Source organism: Vibrio sp. 10N.261.46.A3 (assembly GCF_041472995.1).
Classification (GTDB): Bacteria; Pseudomonadota; Gammaproteobacteria; order Enterobacterales; family Vibrionaceae; genus Vibrio; species Vibrio coralliirubri.
Genome location: NZ_JBFRRH010000025.1, coordinates 64,263 through 80,355, shown reverse-complemented (window position 1 = coordinate 80,355; position 16,093 = coordinate 64,263). Strand labels below are relative to the sequence as shown.

The following is a 16,093-nucleotide window of genomic DNA, read 5'->3' as shown; positions in this document are numbered from 1 at the left end:
ATTTATCAATTTATCTGTGCACCGATGTAGTAATTCTCTTACTCACTGAAGCAGTTAGATCTGACTCATGATCGATTTCAGGCTCTCGGCCATTTCGGCATTGATGATCTCACCCGTTTCTACATTAAAGTTGTCGTAGAAACTTGGCATCGACATCGACCCCTTCACATCAGCATCAAAGTAAGGTGCCGAATTTACCGCAGACGCCAACACAGAGCTTGCGCCACCTGGGCCTGGTGATGTGGAGAGCATCACAACAGGTTTGCCTTGATACACTTTCATGTCGATTCGTGATGTCCAATCAAACACATTCTTAAAGGCTGCGGTGTATGAGCCGTTGTACTCTGCAAAAGAGATGACAACAGCATCTGCTTCGCCAATCTTGCTAAAAAAGCGCTGCGCGTGTTGATGAACGCCGGACTCTTTTTCTCTGTCTTCACTATAAATAGGCATCTCGAAATCATTAAGATCGAGCACCTCTACTTGCGCGCCCTCAACTAAGCTTGCGGTGTACGCTGCCAATTGTTGGTTAATCGATGCTTTACTGTTGGTCGCGCCAACCGCTATTACTTTCATTGTTGATCCTCGAATTTGGTTAGAAACATTTCTCTAAAGTTTGAAAAGGCACATTTGGCGCTAAACCAAAGTACGTTTGTAATGCAGCAAGATACGTAGGCTCATCTTCAAGTAACCACTCTTCTGTTGAGCCATTTATGCTAATTTTAATTTTCTGGTTAAGCAGCGTGACAATCCCACCTTCAATCGGTAGTGCCGCAATACAGTTTGATGTAAAAATGGATTTCGGACTGTTTGAAGTGAAGAAGTTGCTCGACTCTAAGTCGTTGGCACCCACATACGTCATGTCTAGGCTGTAGACGTTCATCCACTCTTCACCCTGCTTTATCTGCAGTAAGAAACCATATCGTTCATCTTCGATAAAACGAAAAGTTTGTAAGTCATTAGACTGCTCAATATTGGTTTCAATCAGCAATGGAGCACGAGGGGTAAAGGTGCCAAAGCCCGCATCCACCAGCCACTGTTTGCCTTCAATCGCCACCAATGTCACTCGATGGCTACGCCCTGTAGGCTCTCCTGCTAGGTGTACTCGACCAAGCAAGGCTCTCGCTTCAAAGCCCATATGAGTTAACACATTCAGCAACAACCCATTAAGTTCTTGGCAATAACCACCTCGCTGATTAACCACCAGCTTTTCATGCAATGCCTCTTGAGACAGTTGAATAGGCAGTCCCTGAACCACATCAAAATTCTCGAACGGAATGGTTCGATGTTGATGCTTATGGATCGCTATTAGGTTTTCGATTGTGGTATCGCTTGGTTGAGATAAACCAATTCTTGAAAAATATTCGGTGACTTGACGCTGTTCCATACCTAACCCTGATTTGTTTTCATCACCTAATGACTGACGTCTTCCAAGCTGACAACGCTCAAGAATGACAAGGTGATTGTTTATGTTTTTAGATTGGGGACGATGATAAAACCTTAAGTTAACTTGAGGTAAAGCGATATTTTCAAAAAATAGGAAATAATTTAAAAATACTTATAAAGCAGTTAATTACGAAAGGTTAAATATAGATTTTCTTTACACAGACAAAAATAAGCACACTCAAAATACAGTGAGTGTGCTTTATCGAAATACTATTTACTTAAGTTGGTTTAATGGACTGACACCAGAGTAAGCGACTCCGGATAGCTCGGCCATTTCGCGATTCCATGTTGCCAGATCGTGAGGGTTAAACTGATTCAAATGATCATGACCACACGCTCTCGCCATCACTTGCATCAATTCAGTCGAGGCTTCGAAGAAGTTCTTCAATTGGTTCGATGCCTTCTCGACATTTAACCGTTGGCGCAAATCGGCTTTTTGAGTCGCGATACCCGCCGGGCAATTATTGGTGTTACACATACGGGCAGCAACACAACCTATCGACTGCATGGCACTGTTCGAGATAGCGACACCATCTGCACCAAGCGCCATCGCTTTTACGAAGTCCATTGGAACACGAAGCCCACCAGTAATGATTAAGGTGACTCTGTCACTTACGCCTTGCTTGTCTAGATAGGCTCTGGCACGAGCAAGCGCTGGAATGGTCGGCACACTAATATGGTCACGGAACATTTCTGGCGCCGCCCCAGTACCACCGCCTCGACCATCCAAGATGATGTAATCGGCACTGGCATCCAATGCGAACTGAATATCCTCTTCAATATGATTGGCACTCAACTTGAACCCTATTGGGATACCGCCCGTCACTTCTCGAACTCGGTCGGCGAAATTTTTGAAATCCTCGACGGTTTTTAGATCAACAAAGGTGGGTGGGGAAATCGCGGCTGTACCCGCTTCAATACCGCGTACCTCGGCTATCTTGCCAATGTTCTTCGCACCCGGTAGGTGACCGCCTGTTCCGGTTTTAGCACCCTGCCCACCTTTAAAATGGAAGGCTTGGACATTTTTGAGCTTAGATTCGTCGTAACCAAATTGTGCGCTAGCTAATTCATAAAAGTAACGTGAGTTCGCCGCTTGCTCTTCGGGTAACATGCCGCCCTCGCCCGAGCATATTCCCGTTCCCGCAAGCTCCGCGCCTGTCGCTAAAGAGATTTTCGCTTCTTCAGATAACGACCCAAAACTCATATCAGACACAAATAAAGAGATGTTCAATTTAAGCGGCTTTTTCGCTTTTGGCCCAATAATAAGCTCAGCACCGACGGGCACATTTTCCAATAGCGGTTTAGTCGCCATTTGTGCAACCATCACTTGAATATCATCCCAGTGAGGTAATAGATATCTTGGGACACCCATTGAAGTCATTGGCCCATGGTGACCTACTTTGGATAAGCCATCTCGTGCTAATTGATGAATAAATTCGACCGTGGGCTCTTCTTTGGTTGCAGAAGCCGCTGGTAAGAGATCGGGCGTTGCCGCTTGGATATGAACATCAGGGCCTTCTTGACCCACTTGCTCAGCAGTAAACTGTTTATGGGTGCCATCGCAAAAAGGGAGGTTGTTCGAATACTTACAGCGGCACAGATAAGCGTCGCCGCTTTCCTCGGCCACGAAACTCTTTGGTTTGAAGCCCGTTCCTGCATGAGAACCATCACAAAACGGTTGGTTTTTCGATTTGCCACAGGTACAGAAGTAATACTCCTCGCCTTCGGTTAGCTCGACCTTAACGGGTTTGTTATCCGCTATTACTGGATTCTTCATAGTTCGCTCACCTTTTCTTTCTTATGATTTGATGACTGAAGCGATGACTTGCTCACAAGAGTAAAGTAAAGGTGAGATACGCGGCGAATTCAATAAATGAGCCAGTGAAAACAAGCTTAATGGACAGCCTCAAAACAGAAATCTTGCTGATTCAACACAAACAAAAATGGCCACCAAATCGGCAGCCATTGTGTTTTAAATCTGAGTGTCAGCTAAACGGGAAAGGTTAATCAAATAACTCGATGACCAGCTTGTTGTCTTTAATCACTAGATTAGGTTCCGATGACTTGATCAATGACTCTTGAACCTTATTGCTATCCAATTTGTAAACCGGTGACTGAGACAAAGCAAAGCCAATCATAGAAACGGCAGGCTTTAGTAACTTCTCTATTTCAGGAGAAAGCTGCTTTCCCTTCTCCTCAAAGCGCTCAAGACGCAGAGACTTTAAGTAGACCTCACCACTCTCTTTGTCGTATTCGGGAATCGCGCTGAATTCGATATCCAGATCTAGCCCCATGTTTGGCATGTTAAACACTTGAACCTTTGCATTGGTATTCGCCAGAACAGACACTCGCTCGGCATCAGCTCGACCAATTTGCACCGCTAAGTCATCAACCGCCACTTGAGCATACATAACGTTTTGCACACCGACTTCTTGTTCTAACATCACCGAATCTTGAAGGTAGTTCGTCATTTCTTGCTCAGTCACGCTGTAGCTCACACAACCACCTAGCACCAGCGCAGAAGCTGCCAAAATGAACTTTTTTGCTACGTTAATTATCATCAATATCAGCTCTTTATCGTTAGTGATTAGCGCGGAGTTTACTGTGTGATCATCAATAAACAAAACAGTAAAAACACGATATTCGTGAATACCTTTAATTAATAAGCATAAATATCAGTAAGTAAAGCACCAGATTAGCTTTCCCGCTTGAGATAATGACACTTGTCAGCCAAACGCCATCAGATTTGTGTGCTCGAATTAATTGAATTTTGCTTCTAAGCTTATGGATATTTAGGGGGCTTACTGAAGGTTTCATCATGGAGTCGAAACATGAAGAGTGAGCACAATGCCATCAAAAAGAGTATCACCTGAGCCAATAACTCGTTCTGTGATTCTGTTATGCAACACCGCATGCCTGCACCATAGTCAGTGGGTAGGAGAGCTGCGTCTCCATAACTGGGAAGCTCAAGTTGCAGAAACGACCGAACAGGCCATTCACTTACTTGATAGACGCAGCGAAAGCTACGCACCAATTGTCGTTTCTTGTCTAACATCATCCTCAATCGACAAACAGTGTGAGCAAATATCAGCGTTAAAGGTTCACTCTCCAAGTTTAAAAGCAATCGCTATCTGCAACCAACCACCAAGCCGCAACTTATCGCTCATTAAGCAAACCTTTTGGGATTATTACCACCTACCTATTGATACAGAATGGCTTTGTCGAAATTTAGGGCATGCGTATGGCATGGTAGATACCAAGCAAACTAGACCCAAGCCTGTCTCGTGCCATGAATGTCAATTGGTAGGGCAATCCAGAACCATCCAACAACTTAAAAAGAAGATAGCCAAGATCGCTAACAACGATTTTCCAGTGCTGATTCAAGGGGAAACCGGAACAGGAAAAAGCCTATGTGCGCGTTTAATACATGAGGCCTCAGCCCGCAGTCAAAAACCTTTCATCGCTGTAAATTGTGGCGCAATTCCACAATCCCTGATTCACTCAGAGTTATTTGGCTTTGAAAAAGGCTCGTTCACAGGTGCAAACAAACGCTACGTCGGACACGTGGAAAGAGCGAATGGTGGCACACTATTTTTGGATGAGATCGGCGACCTTGAACTTTCGCTGCAAACTTACCTGCTCCACTTTCTTGAAAATAGCTCGATAGAACGATTAGGCAGTAACAACCAATTGCCCGTAGATTGCCGTGTAATTTTCGCCACCAACGTCAATATCGAACAAGCCGTTGCTGCGGGTAAATTTCGAAAGGATCTCTTTCATCGCATCAATGTACTTCCATTAGACCTAGTACCACTCAATGATCACAAAGAAGACATTGAAGATTTGGTTCGATTTGAACTGAAGCACAATTACGCATCCAAAACCAAACTGCCTAGTGACACCCTTGAGCAAATGAAACAGTACCATTGGCCGGGCAATGTTAGAGAGTTATTCAACTGCATAAAAAGGGCGATTGTTCTTTCTAATTCAAGCGCCCTCTCTACTCGTCATATGGGGATTCAATTGAAAGACGCGTCGCCCGATACTGAGAGTGACGCACGACTGTCTTCAAAAAATGTTCGTCGAGTGATTCAGCTACACCACTACAATATTTCCCAATCCGCTAAAGCGTTATCTATCTCTCGGACAACCTTATATAAGCTGATCAAAAAACATCAGATAGTAATTTAAGTCGCCTGGCTAGCTAACTAACTAATAAAGCAGCCTAACGAACTAGGCTGCTTTGGAGTTTAGTTGTACTCAATTAATGAAAGTACTTATGGCTCAGGAACAGTAAACGGACAAACATCACAGGTTGCAATGTTCGATGTTTCCATAAATGCTTGTTGCAAGAACAGCGAGTCAAACGTTGCTGTCACTTGATTAGATAGCATTCCTGCAGTTCCGGTTGGTAACACATTTGGCGCATAAGTTTTACTTACTTGTGTACACACTTGGCCAATCGCATCACCAAAGTTCGGTATCCACTCTCCTTCACCCGTTTTACAAGCAAACAGCTCAGGGTCGGCACTTAATGCACTACACATATTGCCAGCACCACATGTGGTCACATCCTCAAGATCATCACAAGGTAAAGCAAAGTCGAGGTAATAACTGCTGTTGACTACTTCAGTAGGTAAATCAGAACGGCTCAAAGAGTCATCCTTAGAATCCACCAGCGATTCAATGGCTAATGGGATATCACCGGTATTACATATTTCAACATCATAGGTTTTCTTAAGCACAACTTGACCGCCATCAACCTCTAAGAAGCTATTACACACCTTAGAAATTTCAACCATCGGGCTCAAGTCTATTGGTGGACAATTGTAGGCCACTGGCGCTTGAGCATTCACAATAAGCCCATCAAGATCCACCGAACCATCTATGACACCGACAGCACCATTATTTACAGACAAGTAATTACCCATGAATGAGAATGACTCACCGACACTCCACACTTCATCACCATTACCAACCACTGGAAGCGCGCCTAAGATTGGTGACTCCGATAAAAAGGCCACTTCGTAATCACCATTGGTGCCTAACGAACCTGGACCAGTATTGGTTACCATCACGGTGTAATCGATGTTAAACATGCCATCAACCGTAAAGCTGGTTGTGTTACAAGTCGCCGCTATGCTGATGCTACATAAACTGAATGAACCGACAACGAAGTCAGCCAAAGATGCATCAATCGAACGAGAAGCTCGTGACTCAACTAAGAAGCTACTGAAACAAGGAATGTCGCTGATACCAAACTCATCGTTCAACAACGCAGATAAATTCAGACGTCCTTCAACAAAGCTCTCTGTCGGAATAGAGGTTGTTTCACCCGTTTTCGCGAGGTAGTCCCAACCTTGTACATTAGGTAGCGGTATTGCCCCGATAGAGTCATCATTTGCAATCGCACATATCTTATCGACACCAACAGCGCCACTGCCACATCTAGCTCCCACAAAATCATTCGATTTAGGATCACCGTCTGTTTGGAAAATTCTCGTCATGTTGTCGGTGACATCGCCATTATTCAAATCCCACTGCAACACTTCTATATACGGATTACCGCCACTCGCTTGTGGGAATGAAATCAGCACAAGGATGTCTCCATTGACATGTTGCCCAACAAAGTCGCCCTTGGTTTGTCCATCCGGTAACCCTACTTGGTCTTGTAGGAACCAGAAGCCAATGTACATATCACCATTGTTCGCATATCGGTCTGCACCAAAGTAAATTAGCAAATCGCCTTCGCTTTCAAAGGCAGCGGCATACGCATTGGTAAAGTCATCTTTTGGTTGTGGTGACGCGGTACGGAACGCCCAATCCGTAATGTCGGAATCATCTTTTGATCCACCCTTCCAAAAGATTTGGTCGATACCATTACGGTCTTTTTGGAAAAATTCTGCAATCCCAACCATGCTGTTGGGATCATTTACATCGTCCCAATCAATACCACTATTATCACTGGTCGCATTACCATCAAGTTCCATCACATCAACAGTAGCCCACGCCAACTGGGGGCTACTAAACAACAAAAGCACACTAAGTAAATAATTTATAACCTTCATGTTCTCTCTCCATTTGTTCATACTTATGCTTTTAGGGTTTTCTGCCTTGCCCAAATTGGAGAAAATCCTTTAGCAATTCGTAGGTTCGATAGAGCATATTCCAAGCCAAGTTCAACTAATTGATTTGATTGATGTTTATATATTGACGGAACACCTTTATTGGACGCTTTGTTATCATTTGTCCATAGACCAGAGATTTGACCAAACAATCAAGGACTTGGAAGGATGAACAAAGTGTCTAAGTCAGACATCTTTAGAGCTTTGATACGAGGAGAGTGATCTTTAAAAGGTACAATCACGTAGCCATTGCTAGATTATTGAATAACAAGCGGTTGAATTGACGGGTAACGGGAGGTTCAGATCGTGAAATGATAGGTGAACAGACGATGACACAACTTACGATATTCTACGATGGGACATGCCCATTGTGCGCAAAAGAGATGGCGGCACTTGCCAAGCATGATACCGAGAATAAGATTCAAACCATCGATATCTACAGTGAAGCCTTTTCAGACTACCCACAGATTGATGCGGACGCAGCCAACACTATTTTGCATGCACTGGATGAGAATGGAAAACTGCTGCTAGGTTTAGACGTGACCTACCAAGCATGGCGCCTAGTAGGAAAAGGTTGGCTATACGCCCCTTTACGTTGGGCGATATTTAAGCCAGTGGCAGATTGGTGTTATTTACGATTTGCCAAGAACCGATATAAAGTCTCTTTCTGGTTAACCGGAAAGTCGCGCTGCGATGGTAACAGCTGCACAAAATAGCGCTAGGTTAAGACATGCCACTCGCGACTTTGTAATACACCACGCCAAACAGTGCGGCAAAAACTAAAACGGTAACCGCGACTTTTAACCAAATAAACTTCATGTTTTGTCCTTTAAATTCTGTTTACTGTTTCGCGAGACAAGTTACCACAACAAAACATTCGGTTGGGTAATGATTTATAGAACTTTGTAGTGAGTCTTGATAACTAAGTGAGAACCTTTATGTCGGCAAAAGAGAGAAACCTTCCCACTCATCGAATTTCTAGATTCAGTAAGTTTGCCTCGCTGGCAACAAGGGTCGCGGGTAATGTGCTAACGGAAGGTACCAAGCAAATAGCACAAGGCAACAGGCCTAAAGCAAAAGACTTACTGCTAACGACACAAAACATTGCTCGACTCACCGATCAACTCGCACACCTGCGCGGTGCAGCAATGAAACTGGGGCAGATGCTATCAATGGATGCAGGCGATGTCTTAGAACCTGAATTAGCCGACATTCTTTCTCGCCTGCGCTCAGACGCAGATCCTCTGCCAACAAAGCAGCTCAACCAAGTGTTAGAAAGCGCGCTCGGGAGCCATTGGAAAGCCGAATTCCTTTCCTTCAACTTTAAACCTATTGCCAGCGCATCTATAGGCCAGGTTCACCAAGCCTATAGCGATGCGGGAGACAAACTCGCCGTCAAAGTCCAATACCCTGGCATTCGAAAAAGCATCGACAGTGATGTGGACAACGTTGGTACATTGCTCAATATTGTTGGGTTGATACCAAAGTCAGTCGATTACAAAGGCTTGTTAGAAGAGGCAAAAAAACAACTACATGATGAAGCCGACTATGCTCGCGAGGCAGAGTATGCGACTCGTTATCAAAATGCATTAAAAGCGCACTCTCACTTCGTCGTGCCTAAGATTCATACGCAAATCTCATCAGAATCGGTGCTCGCCATGGACTTCATTGAGGGCATTTCGATAGAGCAAATTGAAGGTTCTGATCAAAGTACACGAGATTTTGTGATGCACAGCTTGCTCGAACTCATGTTCAGGGAATTGTTCGATTTTAAGATGGTGCAGACCGACCCCAACTTCGCCAATTACTTGTATGTGGAACAAACACGACAGATTGGCTTATTGGATTTCGGTGCCACCCGTGAATACAGCGACCGCTTCAGTGATGGTTATCGCATGGCTTTCACATCTGTAGTCAATCATGATGAGCAGGGGTTAAACAAAGCCCTAGAGCAAATTGGATTTTTTAGCGAGACCATCCTCCCAGACCAGCGCCAAGCGATTCTCAACTTAGTGACTATGGCGTGTGAACCCATGCTTGTCGATGAAGATTACGACTTCAAAGCCAGTGGTTTAGCACAAAGGCTTCGTGAAGCAGGCACCATATTGAGCATGGAACAAGAGTATTGGCACACACCACCAGCCGATGCGCTGTTCCTGCACCGAAAGATCGGAGGCATGTACCTGCTGGCATCTCGTCTTGGAGCCAAGGTAAACATCAGACGCTTGGTGGAGCCCTATTTACTAAGCGACAATTGACACTTAAACGACAGCTGATACTTAAGCGATTCTGGTCTTTAAAGTGATCATTTTAAGTCGTTGAACAGTAATAACAGTTACGCCAACTAAAATGAGTCAGACTTATGAAACATTCACTGCTGTGCTCCACCGCCCTAATCGCGAGCCTAACAAGTTCATTCGCTTTTTCAGCAAGCTGCCCTGAGATACTCAATGGCAAACAAAGGCTGTTAAATTCAAACGAAGAAATTGAGCTGTGTGAAGAGTTTCAAGGCAAGACTTTATTGATTGTAAATACGGCAAGCCAATGCGGTTTCACGCCACAGTTCGAGCAACTTGAGCAGCTTCACCAAACGTATAAAGATGAAGGGTTCACGGTTGTTGGTTTCCCAAGCAATGATTTTCGCCAAGACAGAGGAAGCGAGGAGCAATCCGCTAAAATCTGCTACCTAGATTATGGTGTGACTTTTCCGATGATGGCGCGCGCTTCACTCTCAGGGCCAAACGCAAATCCAGTCTTTGCCGAAATCCAACAACAAGCCGGTATCAAACCAAAATGGAATTTCTACAAGTTCTTGGTCAGCAAAGAAGGCAAAGTGATAGCAACCTTCCCGAGTTCTACATCGCCAACCAGTAGTACCCTCAAAAATGCAATAGAGCAGCAGTTATGAGGTCAGATTACTTGGAGACAACTCAAACACGCAACACCATGGCCAAGCTCGGTTATATGGGTTTAATCCCCTTTTTATTCGGCCTACTGTTATCACTCACCGACAGCCAATTCTTTAGCTTTAGCGGAGAATCACTCTTCATCACCTACAGCGTGGTTATCTTGAGCTTTTTGTCGGGCATCTTGTGGGGCAATGGGATAGATAACTTCGAAAGCCAATCCAGCAACAAGGCTCTGATTCTAAGCAATGTTATTGTGTTAGCTGCGTGGCTAGCGGTGCTACTCGGTGAGCAACAAGAGTTTCTCACCACTCTGATTCTTATCATTGGCTACATTGCGGTTTGGCGAGCGGAGAGGTCAATGAGAGAAGAGAACCAAAGTGAAGGCCCAGACGGCTATTTTGATATGCGAACCCGACTGACCTCTAGCGTGGTGTTGATGCACGGTATCGTAATGTTGACCTAAGCGCGTGATGCCTGCACCTAGATAGACACAATGAAACGGGAACTAGACGATGAGCTGCATGACCAGACGAGGCTCATCGTCACCGAAATAATTGCTCTCTTCCTTGATGGTGACGAACCCCATCGACAAGTACAGCTCACAAGCCGAGTTGTTATTTGGATCAACAGTAAGCAACAGCTTGGAATCTTGTGGCAATGTTTCTATCGCCTGCTGCATCAATGAACGGCCAATCCCCATGCCTCGGTAAGCAGTATCTACAGCCAGTGACAAAACCCAATACTCTTGTTGTTTGTCGGTTGGCGTCATTAACACGTAGCCCGCAACCTGCGAATCCTGTTTCGCCACCAACAAGCCCTTCCCCCAGCAATCAAATGCCTGACGAAAGAAAAACAACGGATAGGCGTGATCGCCAAATAAAGCATGTTCCAATTGGTAAATATTAGCGAGCTCTTGTTTTTCCGCACAAACAACATTCATACATCGACCTTAAATAGAATACCTACAACCGCGATTCAGCTACAACTGGCCTTCAACTGAAGCCAGCCAAGTTGGCAATTGCTCTCCAAACCAATTGATGTACTTGGAAGCTTGTGGGTTGTTACGACCGACTAATATATTCGTGACTTCTATTACGATCCAGCTTTTAGCGATGATCAATTGCTTTATTAATTCTTCACGCGGAATCAAGGTGTTATGGCAAAGATACTGTTCAATAATCAGCTCATAATCTTGCAGAGTACCCATTTGAGAAACGAGTGGCGCCAAGTCTATCGCGGGGCTACCAAAGCCAAACCTCTCCCAATCAAACAGCACGAGCTGACCGTTATCTCTTCTTCCCCAATTCCCTTCATTGGAGTCACCCGAAATTAACGTGTCATGATTAAAAAGAGCATCACTCTGCGATTGAATGTACTTAAGACTGTCTTGCGTAACTTGAGGCAACTGTAGGGAAGATAAAGCCGCCGTAGTGTCATCTAAACTCCATTGATGGCGCTTAACTTCAAATGTTGGTCGATATTGAGAACGATGAATACTCGCGAGCTGATGAAATACATCACTTGTCGTTTGCAGCTCAGTAAGGCAAACCGAATTAGGTATGTATTCGAGATAAAGATCACGGCCATCGACCGCAAGAAGCCGAGGCGTATTCACTCCATCAAGATGCTGCGCTGCGTGTTGGTAAAAAGCGACTTCAACCTCGCCAGCCCCTTGTTTATGTATACAAGGAACGCCATTACGCTGAGTTAAAGAAACCTGCGCAGCGCCCATTTGTGAAAGGTCTTGATTACTCATCGCATCCTTCTATCCATGTAAACAACAGAACGAACCCTACTGACGGCTTACCAGCAAATTCGCACCAGATAAGGCAAGAAACACAGAACATGCTTTATTAAAGCGCTTGGCCATTTGAGGTTTTGAAAACCAACTTCGTAGATATAAACCAAACGCCGCATAGATAGAAATCGCGAGCATTTCTAATACTAAGAATGTACTTCCTAAAACAAAGAATTGAGTATTTACATCCGCTGAAACATCAACAAATTGAGGAAGGAATGCAGTGAAAATGAGTATCGCTTTTGGATTGCCAGAAGCGAGTGCAAATTCTTGTTTAACCAGACCAAACCAGTTCTTATTTCGTTCGATATCCGCGACCGGGCTAGCTTGTGATCGCCATAGGTTGAACGCGATCCATAACAGGTACATCGCGCCAAATAGCTTGATAAGGAAAAACAACGTTTCAGAGGTGTAAAGTACAACCGCTAAGCCAGATGCAGCCAAAGCAATCATGCCAGAAAAAGCGAGGATTCTTCCTAGTCCGGCGACAAAGGCGGCCTGAAATCCGTAACAACGGGCGTTGTTCATTGATAACAAATTATTTGGGCCCGGAGTCATGTTGAGCGCAAAACAAGCGGGGATAAACAGCAGCAACTTCCATATTTCCATTGGTATTTCCTAGTCTCAATATGCCAAGGTTGTCGTATCATTGAATGAAATATGACCTTTATAGCAGCTATTAAAACCAGTACCAATCCTAGTGTCGTATCCTTTCAACTAATTCTCAAAAAATTTCTCGTACTCTGGTGTCGCTAAGTTTTCTGCAATCCCCATTTCACCCACTATGTAAATGGCACTCGCAAGGGTTTCGATAGTTTGATTAGGCTCTCTATCGGGCACTTCACCAACAACAGGAACGGGTTGACGTGCAGATGTTGAATTGCAGACTACGCTTTCACAAACGATGTTGTGTTGTTCCTGTTGAGAAACTTCTGGCGGCTTGAAATCCGGTGAATTGAAGTCGGGAACAGCAATACCCTCACTTGAAAAATCAGAGGCGCTGTATGAGGCCGCTGAAAACAGAGAAAGGAGCAGCATCCACTTATTCATATATCTTTCCATCGTTAGCATTCACTGAATTTATAAATACTATCTAATCAGAACCATTATGAACAGCGTTTTATTATCAAGAATTATTATATTTAAGAGTGCCGATTAGAAAGCCCAGTGCTGGGTGACACGAATTCAACCCACATGTGAATGCTTGCCTAACATCAATTTATCGAGAAGCCCCTGTGGAACTGGGATAACAGAGTATCGAATGAAGGCCACTAACGTCACTATCGCCACAAAACTGCCTAAAACAAAATCATGAACATCAACCAGCGCCAAGCCAAGAACTCGATCACAAATAATGGCAAGTATGGCGATACTCAGCGCAGCCACCCATTTTCGGTGATCATAAGGCAAGTACTCCATTTTTTGGCTCACGATATAGAGCAGTGACAGTCTCACGGCGTAAGTACCACAAAGCACCACCACAACGCCCCACACTCCATAAATAGGTGTCACAACAAAATAACCAATCGCAGCTAGAATCGCACACCCGCCTTGTATCCACATTTGCGATTGGCTTGAGTGACCGCTGAAACAGCCAAGATTGAGATAATCCCCAGCGTTCTTAATTACACCAATCGCCAAGAGTGCTACAACAATCGTGCCTGCATATTGATAACTGCTTGGCAGAATCAAAGTAATAAAACCAGGTACAGTGAGGATCATCAAGCAACCCAACACAATGGCCAGATTAACGCCGACCAGCGCTCTGTGCGCACACTCTTTCTTACCATCAGGTTGTTGTAACATGGCCACTCGATTTGGAAACCACCACAGAGCATAAGGCTGCAGTAGCAAACCCAGAAGCAACGCAAACTTGCCACTGACCGCATAAATCGCAAGTTCTTCAACGCCAACAAAGCTTGCCATCACCCAGCGGTCTAGCCCTGTAATCATATATATTGAAGCGCCACCAACCAACGTGGGCAATCCAAATTTCAGGATCTTAGCGGAGTATTTGAGGCTGCCAAATGAACCCATCTCCTGCCATTGGTAACGCAGTAAACACAGCATCAACAACACACTCGAAACAGCGGCAGATATGAGTACACCATCGATGCCATAACCTGCTTCAAGCAGTACAAACGTCATAGCAGCTTGCACACTCGCCTTCATTACATTGAGCATGCAAAAGCGCTTAGCCATCGCATTCATTCGCATCAATGTGAGCGGGATAGAAATCGCACCATCTAACATGGTCGGTATTAACAGAATTAGGATCTGATAGGGTTGGAACTCGACGGGAAGCATCAGCAACAACAACGGCATACTAAGAGCAATTAAAGCCCCTCCAAGCACACAGACCAAGACACTCAACGTGAAACAGTTCGATACCAGCTTTCTCTTTTCTTCACCCTCAGCAACGCCAACATATCGATACATGGCTTCAACAATGCCAAAGCTAAATAAGATCGTCCCGATGTCAGCCAACAAGACAATGGCTTCTAAAGAACCGTATTCAGCCAACGTCATCTTATGAGTAATATAGGGGATCATCACGAGCGAGATCCCTTTCATCATCACAATGCCAATGGCGTAATAGGCAGACTGTTTTAGTGACCCCATAGCAGACACCTATTCCTTACAATGCAGGCATTAGGAAACTCTTACAGTCTCCAAGAAGATGTCGGGATCATCACGAGCGAGATCCCTTTCATCATCACAATGCCAATGGCGTAATAGGCAGACTGTTTTAGTGACCCCATAGCAGACACCTATTCCTTACAATGCAGGCATTAGGAAACTCTTACAGTCTCCAAGAAGATGTCGTAACGTTCGTTTTTGCGGAGCCAAAACTAGCGAGCGGATACTGTATGAAATGGCCAATCGGTTTTGTTGTAAGCCTCGATAATAGTCAGCGTAGCCTTCCAGTATTCTCGCCTTTGCGATTTTTAAGCTGGAAGTGGGTAAATTCCATCGTTGACTGTCATTTTGGTAATGTTGAAGAATAGTCTCTATAGACTGTAAATTTCTCAGTTTAAGACTTTCAGTTTGGGTTACTGAACTCGCTCTCATCAAGTAACCAACCTGCACCGAGTTCAACACACCGATCTGATGGTTTTCACTCATTCGAAGCCACAGTTCCCAATCTTCCCCATACTTGATGTCAGCATTGAAACTGTCTGTTTGAGAAAACACATCTGCTTTCACCATGACCGTTGATGTTCCAATCACATTGTTTTCAATGATGAACTCCAACGGGTTCTCGATATTGATGAACAGCTCATCTTGATCTTGAAACTGCGACCAGTAACTAAAGCAGTCGACTATCACTTGGTAATCTTCAGTAAGATGCTCGTAGTTAGTAAAGCTCATCGCAAGCTCAGGGTAACGTTGATGAAATTCGAGTTGGCGCTCAATTTTTTCAGGAAACCAGAAGTCGTCTGCGTCTAAAAAAGCGATGTATTCACCGGTCGCCTTTTCAATCCCTAGGTTTCTCGCTTGAGGCGCACCAACACCCAATGTGGACAACGTAATAATGCGTTCATCGTCTATAGAAGCAAGATACGTCGACGTTCCATCGTTGCTGTTATCGTCAATGACAATCAGCTCAACATCTTGATGAGTCTGCTTTAGTACACTGCCAATCGCTTTCGGCAGGTAATCCAAACAATTGTAGGTAGGAATAACAACACTTACTTTAGCCATAATGACGCCCTCAGATTTATACGTTATATGGCTGACGTTGCATGTTCTATGCCGAGAGTGTCTTGCTATGAAATCACATCTAGATCAGCCACCTACGCGTCCATTCTCAA

General features: G+C 44.5%; 16 protein-coding genes. 5 read left to right on the top strand and 11 right to left on the bottom strand.

The genetic code is table 11. The features are described from left to right. Nucleotides 1-54 precede the first annotated feature (54 nt). The 4 genes from AB4484_RS06595 to AB4484_RS06580 form a co-directional block, all read right to left on the bottom strand. The gene (locus tag AB4484_RS06595) at nucleotides 55-576 is read right to left on the bottom strand and encodes an NADPH-dependent FMN reductase (RefSeq protein ID WP_372077158.1); all 522 of its coding nucleotides are present in this window, start codon (nucleotides 574-576) and stop codon (nucleotides 55-57) included. 19 nt (nucleotides 577-595) lie between these two features. After that, the gene (locus tag AB4484_RS06590; RefSeq protein WP_050634755.1) at nucleotides 596-1,387 is read right to left on the bottom strand and encodes an arylamine N-acetyltransferase; all 792 of its coding nucleotides are present in this window, start codon (nucleotides 1,385-1,387) and stop codon (nucleotides 596-598) included. Nucleotides 1,388-1,660: 273 nt separating this feature from the next. After that, the gene (locus AB4484_RS06585; RefSeq protein ID WP_372077155.1) at nucleotides 1,661-3,223 is read right to left on the bottom strand and encodes a glutamate synthase-related protein; all 1,563 of its coding nucleotides are present in this window, start codon (nucleotides 3,221-3,223) and stop codon (nucleotides 1,661-1,663) included. A gap of 226 nt (nucleotides 3,224-3,449) precedes the next feature. Then, the gene (locus tag AB4484_RS06580; protein WP_060982921.1) at nucleotides 3,450-4,007 is read right to left on the bottom strand and encodes a DUF1439 domain-containing protein; all 558 of its coding nucleotides are present in this window, start codon (nucleotides 4,005-4,007) and stop codon (nucleotides 3,450-3,452) included. A 286-nt stretch (nucleotides 4,008-4,293) separates the two neighbouring features. Here AB4484_RS06580 and AB4484_RS06575 point away from each other — a divergent pair, with 286 nt between their 5' ends. After that, nucleotides 4,294-5,637, top strand: a complete 1,344-nt coding sequence (locus AB4484_RS06575) for a sigma-54 interaction domain-containing protein (RefSeq protein WP_372077153.1) — start codon at nucleotides 4,294-4,296, stop codon at nucleotides 5,635-5,637. An 86-nt stretch (nucleotides 5,638-5,723) separates the two neighbouring features. On the opposite strand, the gene AB4484_RS06570 is transcribed toward AB4484_RS06575, so the two are convergent. Further along, nucleotides 5,724-7,514, bottom strand: a complete 1,791-nt coding sequence (locus AB4484_RS06570) for a hypothetical protein (RefSeq protein WP_372077151.1) — start codon at nucleotides 7,512-7,514, stop codon at nucleotides 5,724-5,726. 386 nt (nucleotides 7,515-7,900) lie between these two features. On the opposite strand from AB4484_RS06570, the gene AB4484_RS06565 reads away from it, so the two are divergent. From AB4484_RS06565 to AB4484_RS06550, 4 genes are all read left to right on the top strand, one after another. Then, a complete protein-coding gene (locus AB4484_RS06565; RefSeq protein WP_048609289.1) occupies nucleotides 7,901-8,287 on the top strand; it encodes a thiol-disulfide oxidoreductase DCC family protein in 387 nt (128 codons plus the stop codon). Nucleotides 8,288-8,509: 222 nt separating this feature from the next. Next, entirely contained in the window at nucleotides 8,510-9,829 is a 1,320-nt protein-coding gene (locus AB4484_RS06560; RefSeq protein WP_372077149.1) for an ABC1 kinase family protein, read from the top strand. A 104-nt stretch (nucleotides 9,830-9,933) separates the two neighbouring features. Continuing rightward, nucleotides 9,934-10,479, top strand: coding sequence for a glutathione peroxidase (locus AB4484_RS06555; RefSeq protein ID WP_017096041.1), 546 nt, complete (start codon nucleotides 9,934-9,936; stop codon nucleotides 10,477-10,479). Then, nucleotides 10,476-10,943: a DUF3429 domain-containing protein gene (locus tag AB4484_RS06550; RefSeq protein WP_048609287.1), complete on the top strand. Its 468-nt coding sequence runs from the start codon at nucleotides 10,476-10,478 to the stop codon at nucleotides 10,941-10,943. Before AB4484_RS06555 ends, AB4484_RS06550 begins: the two co-directional genes overlap by 4 nt. A gap of 42 nt (nucleotides 10,944-10,985) precedes the next feature. Here AB4484_RS06550 and AB4484_RS06545 read toward each other — a convergent pair whose 3' ends face one another. From AB4484_RS06545 to AB4484_RS06520, 6 genes are all read right to left on the bottom strand, one after another. Next, nucleotides 10,986-11,420 (bottom strand): N-acetyltransferase, encoded by a 435-nt coding sequence (locus AB4484_RS06545; RefSeq protein WP_048609286.1) that lies wholly within the window; start codon nucleotides 11,418-11,420, stop codon nucleotides 10,986-10,988. Between the two features lie 39 nt (nucleotides 11,421-11,459). Next, entirely contained in the window at nucleotides 11,460-12,236 is a 777-nt protein-coding gene (locus AB4484_RS06540; RefSeq protein ID WP_372077145.1) for a phosphotransferase, read from the bottom strand. 36 nt (nucleotides 12,237-12,272) lie between these two features. After that, on the bottom strand, nucleotides 12,273-12,887 hold the full coding sequence (locus AB4484_RS06535; RefSeq protein WP_372077142.1) for a LysE family translocator: 615 nt from the start codon (nucleotides 12,885-12,887) through the stop codon (nucleotides 12,273-12,275). 108 nt (nucleotides 12,888-12,995) lie between these two features. Next, nucleotides 12,996-13,349 carry a hypothetical protein gene (locus AB4484_RS06530; RefSeq protein ID WP_372077139.1) on the bottom strand — a complete coding sequence of 118 codons (354 nt, stop codon included), beginning with the start codon at nucleotides 13,347-13,349 and terminating at the stop codon, nucleotides 12,996-12,998. Nucleotides 13,350-13,463: 114 nt separating this feature from the next. After that, nucleotides 13,464-14,900, bottom strand: coding sequence for a lipopolysaccharide biosynthesis protein (locus AB4484_RS06525; protein WP_372077137.1), 1,437 nt, complete (start codon nucleotides 14,898-14,900; stop codon nucleotides 13,464-13,466). A 156-nt stretch (nucleotides 14,901-15,056) separates the two neighbouring features. Continuing rightward, on the bottom strand, nucleotides 15,057-15,983 hold the full coding sequence (locus AB4484_RS06520) for a glycosyltransferase family 2 protein (protein WP_372077134.1): 927 nt from the start codon (nucleotides 15,981-15,983) through the stop codon (nucleotides 15,057-15,059). Nucleotides 15,984-16,093: the final 110 nt, after the last annotated feature.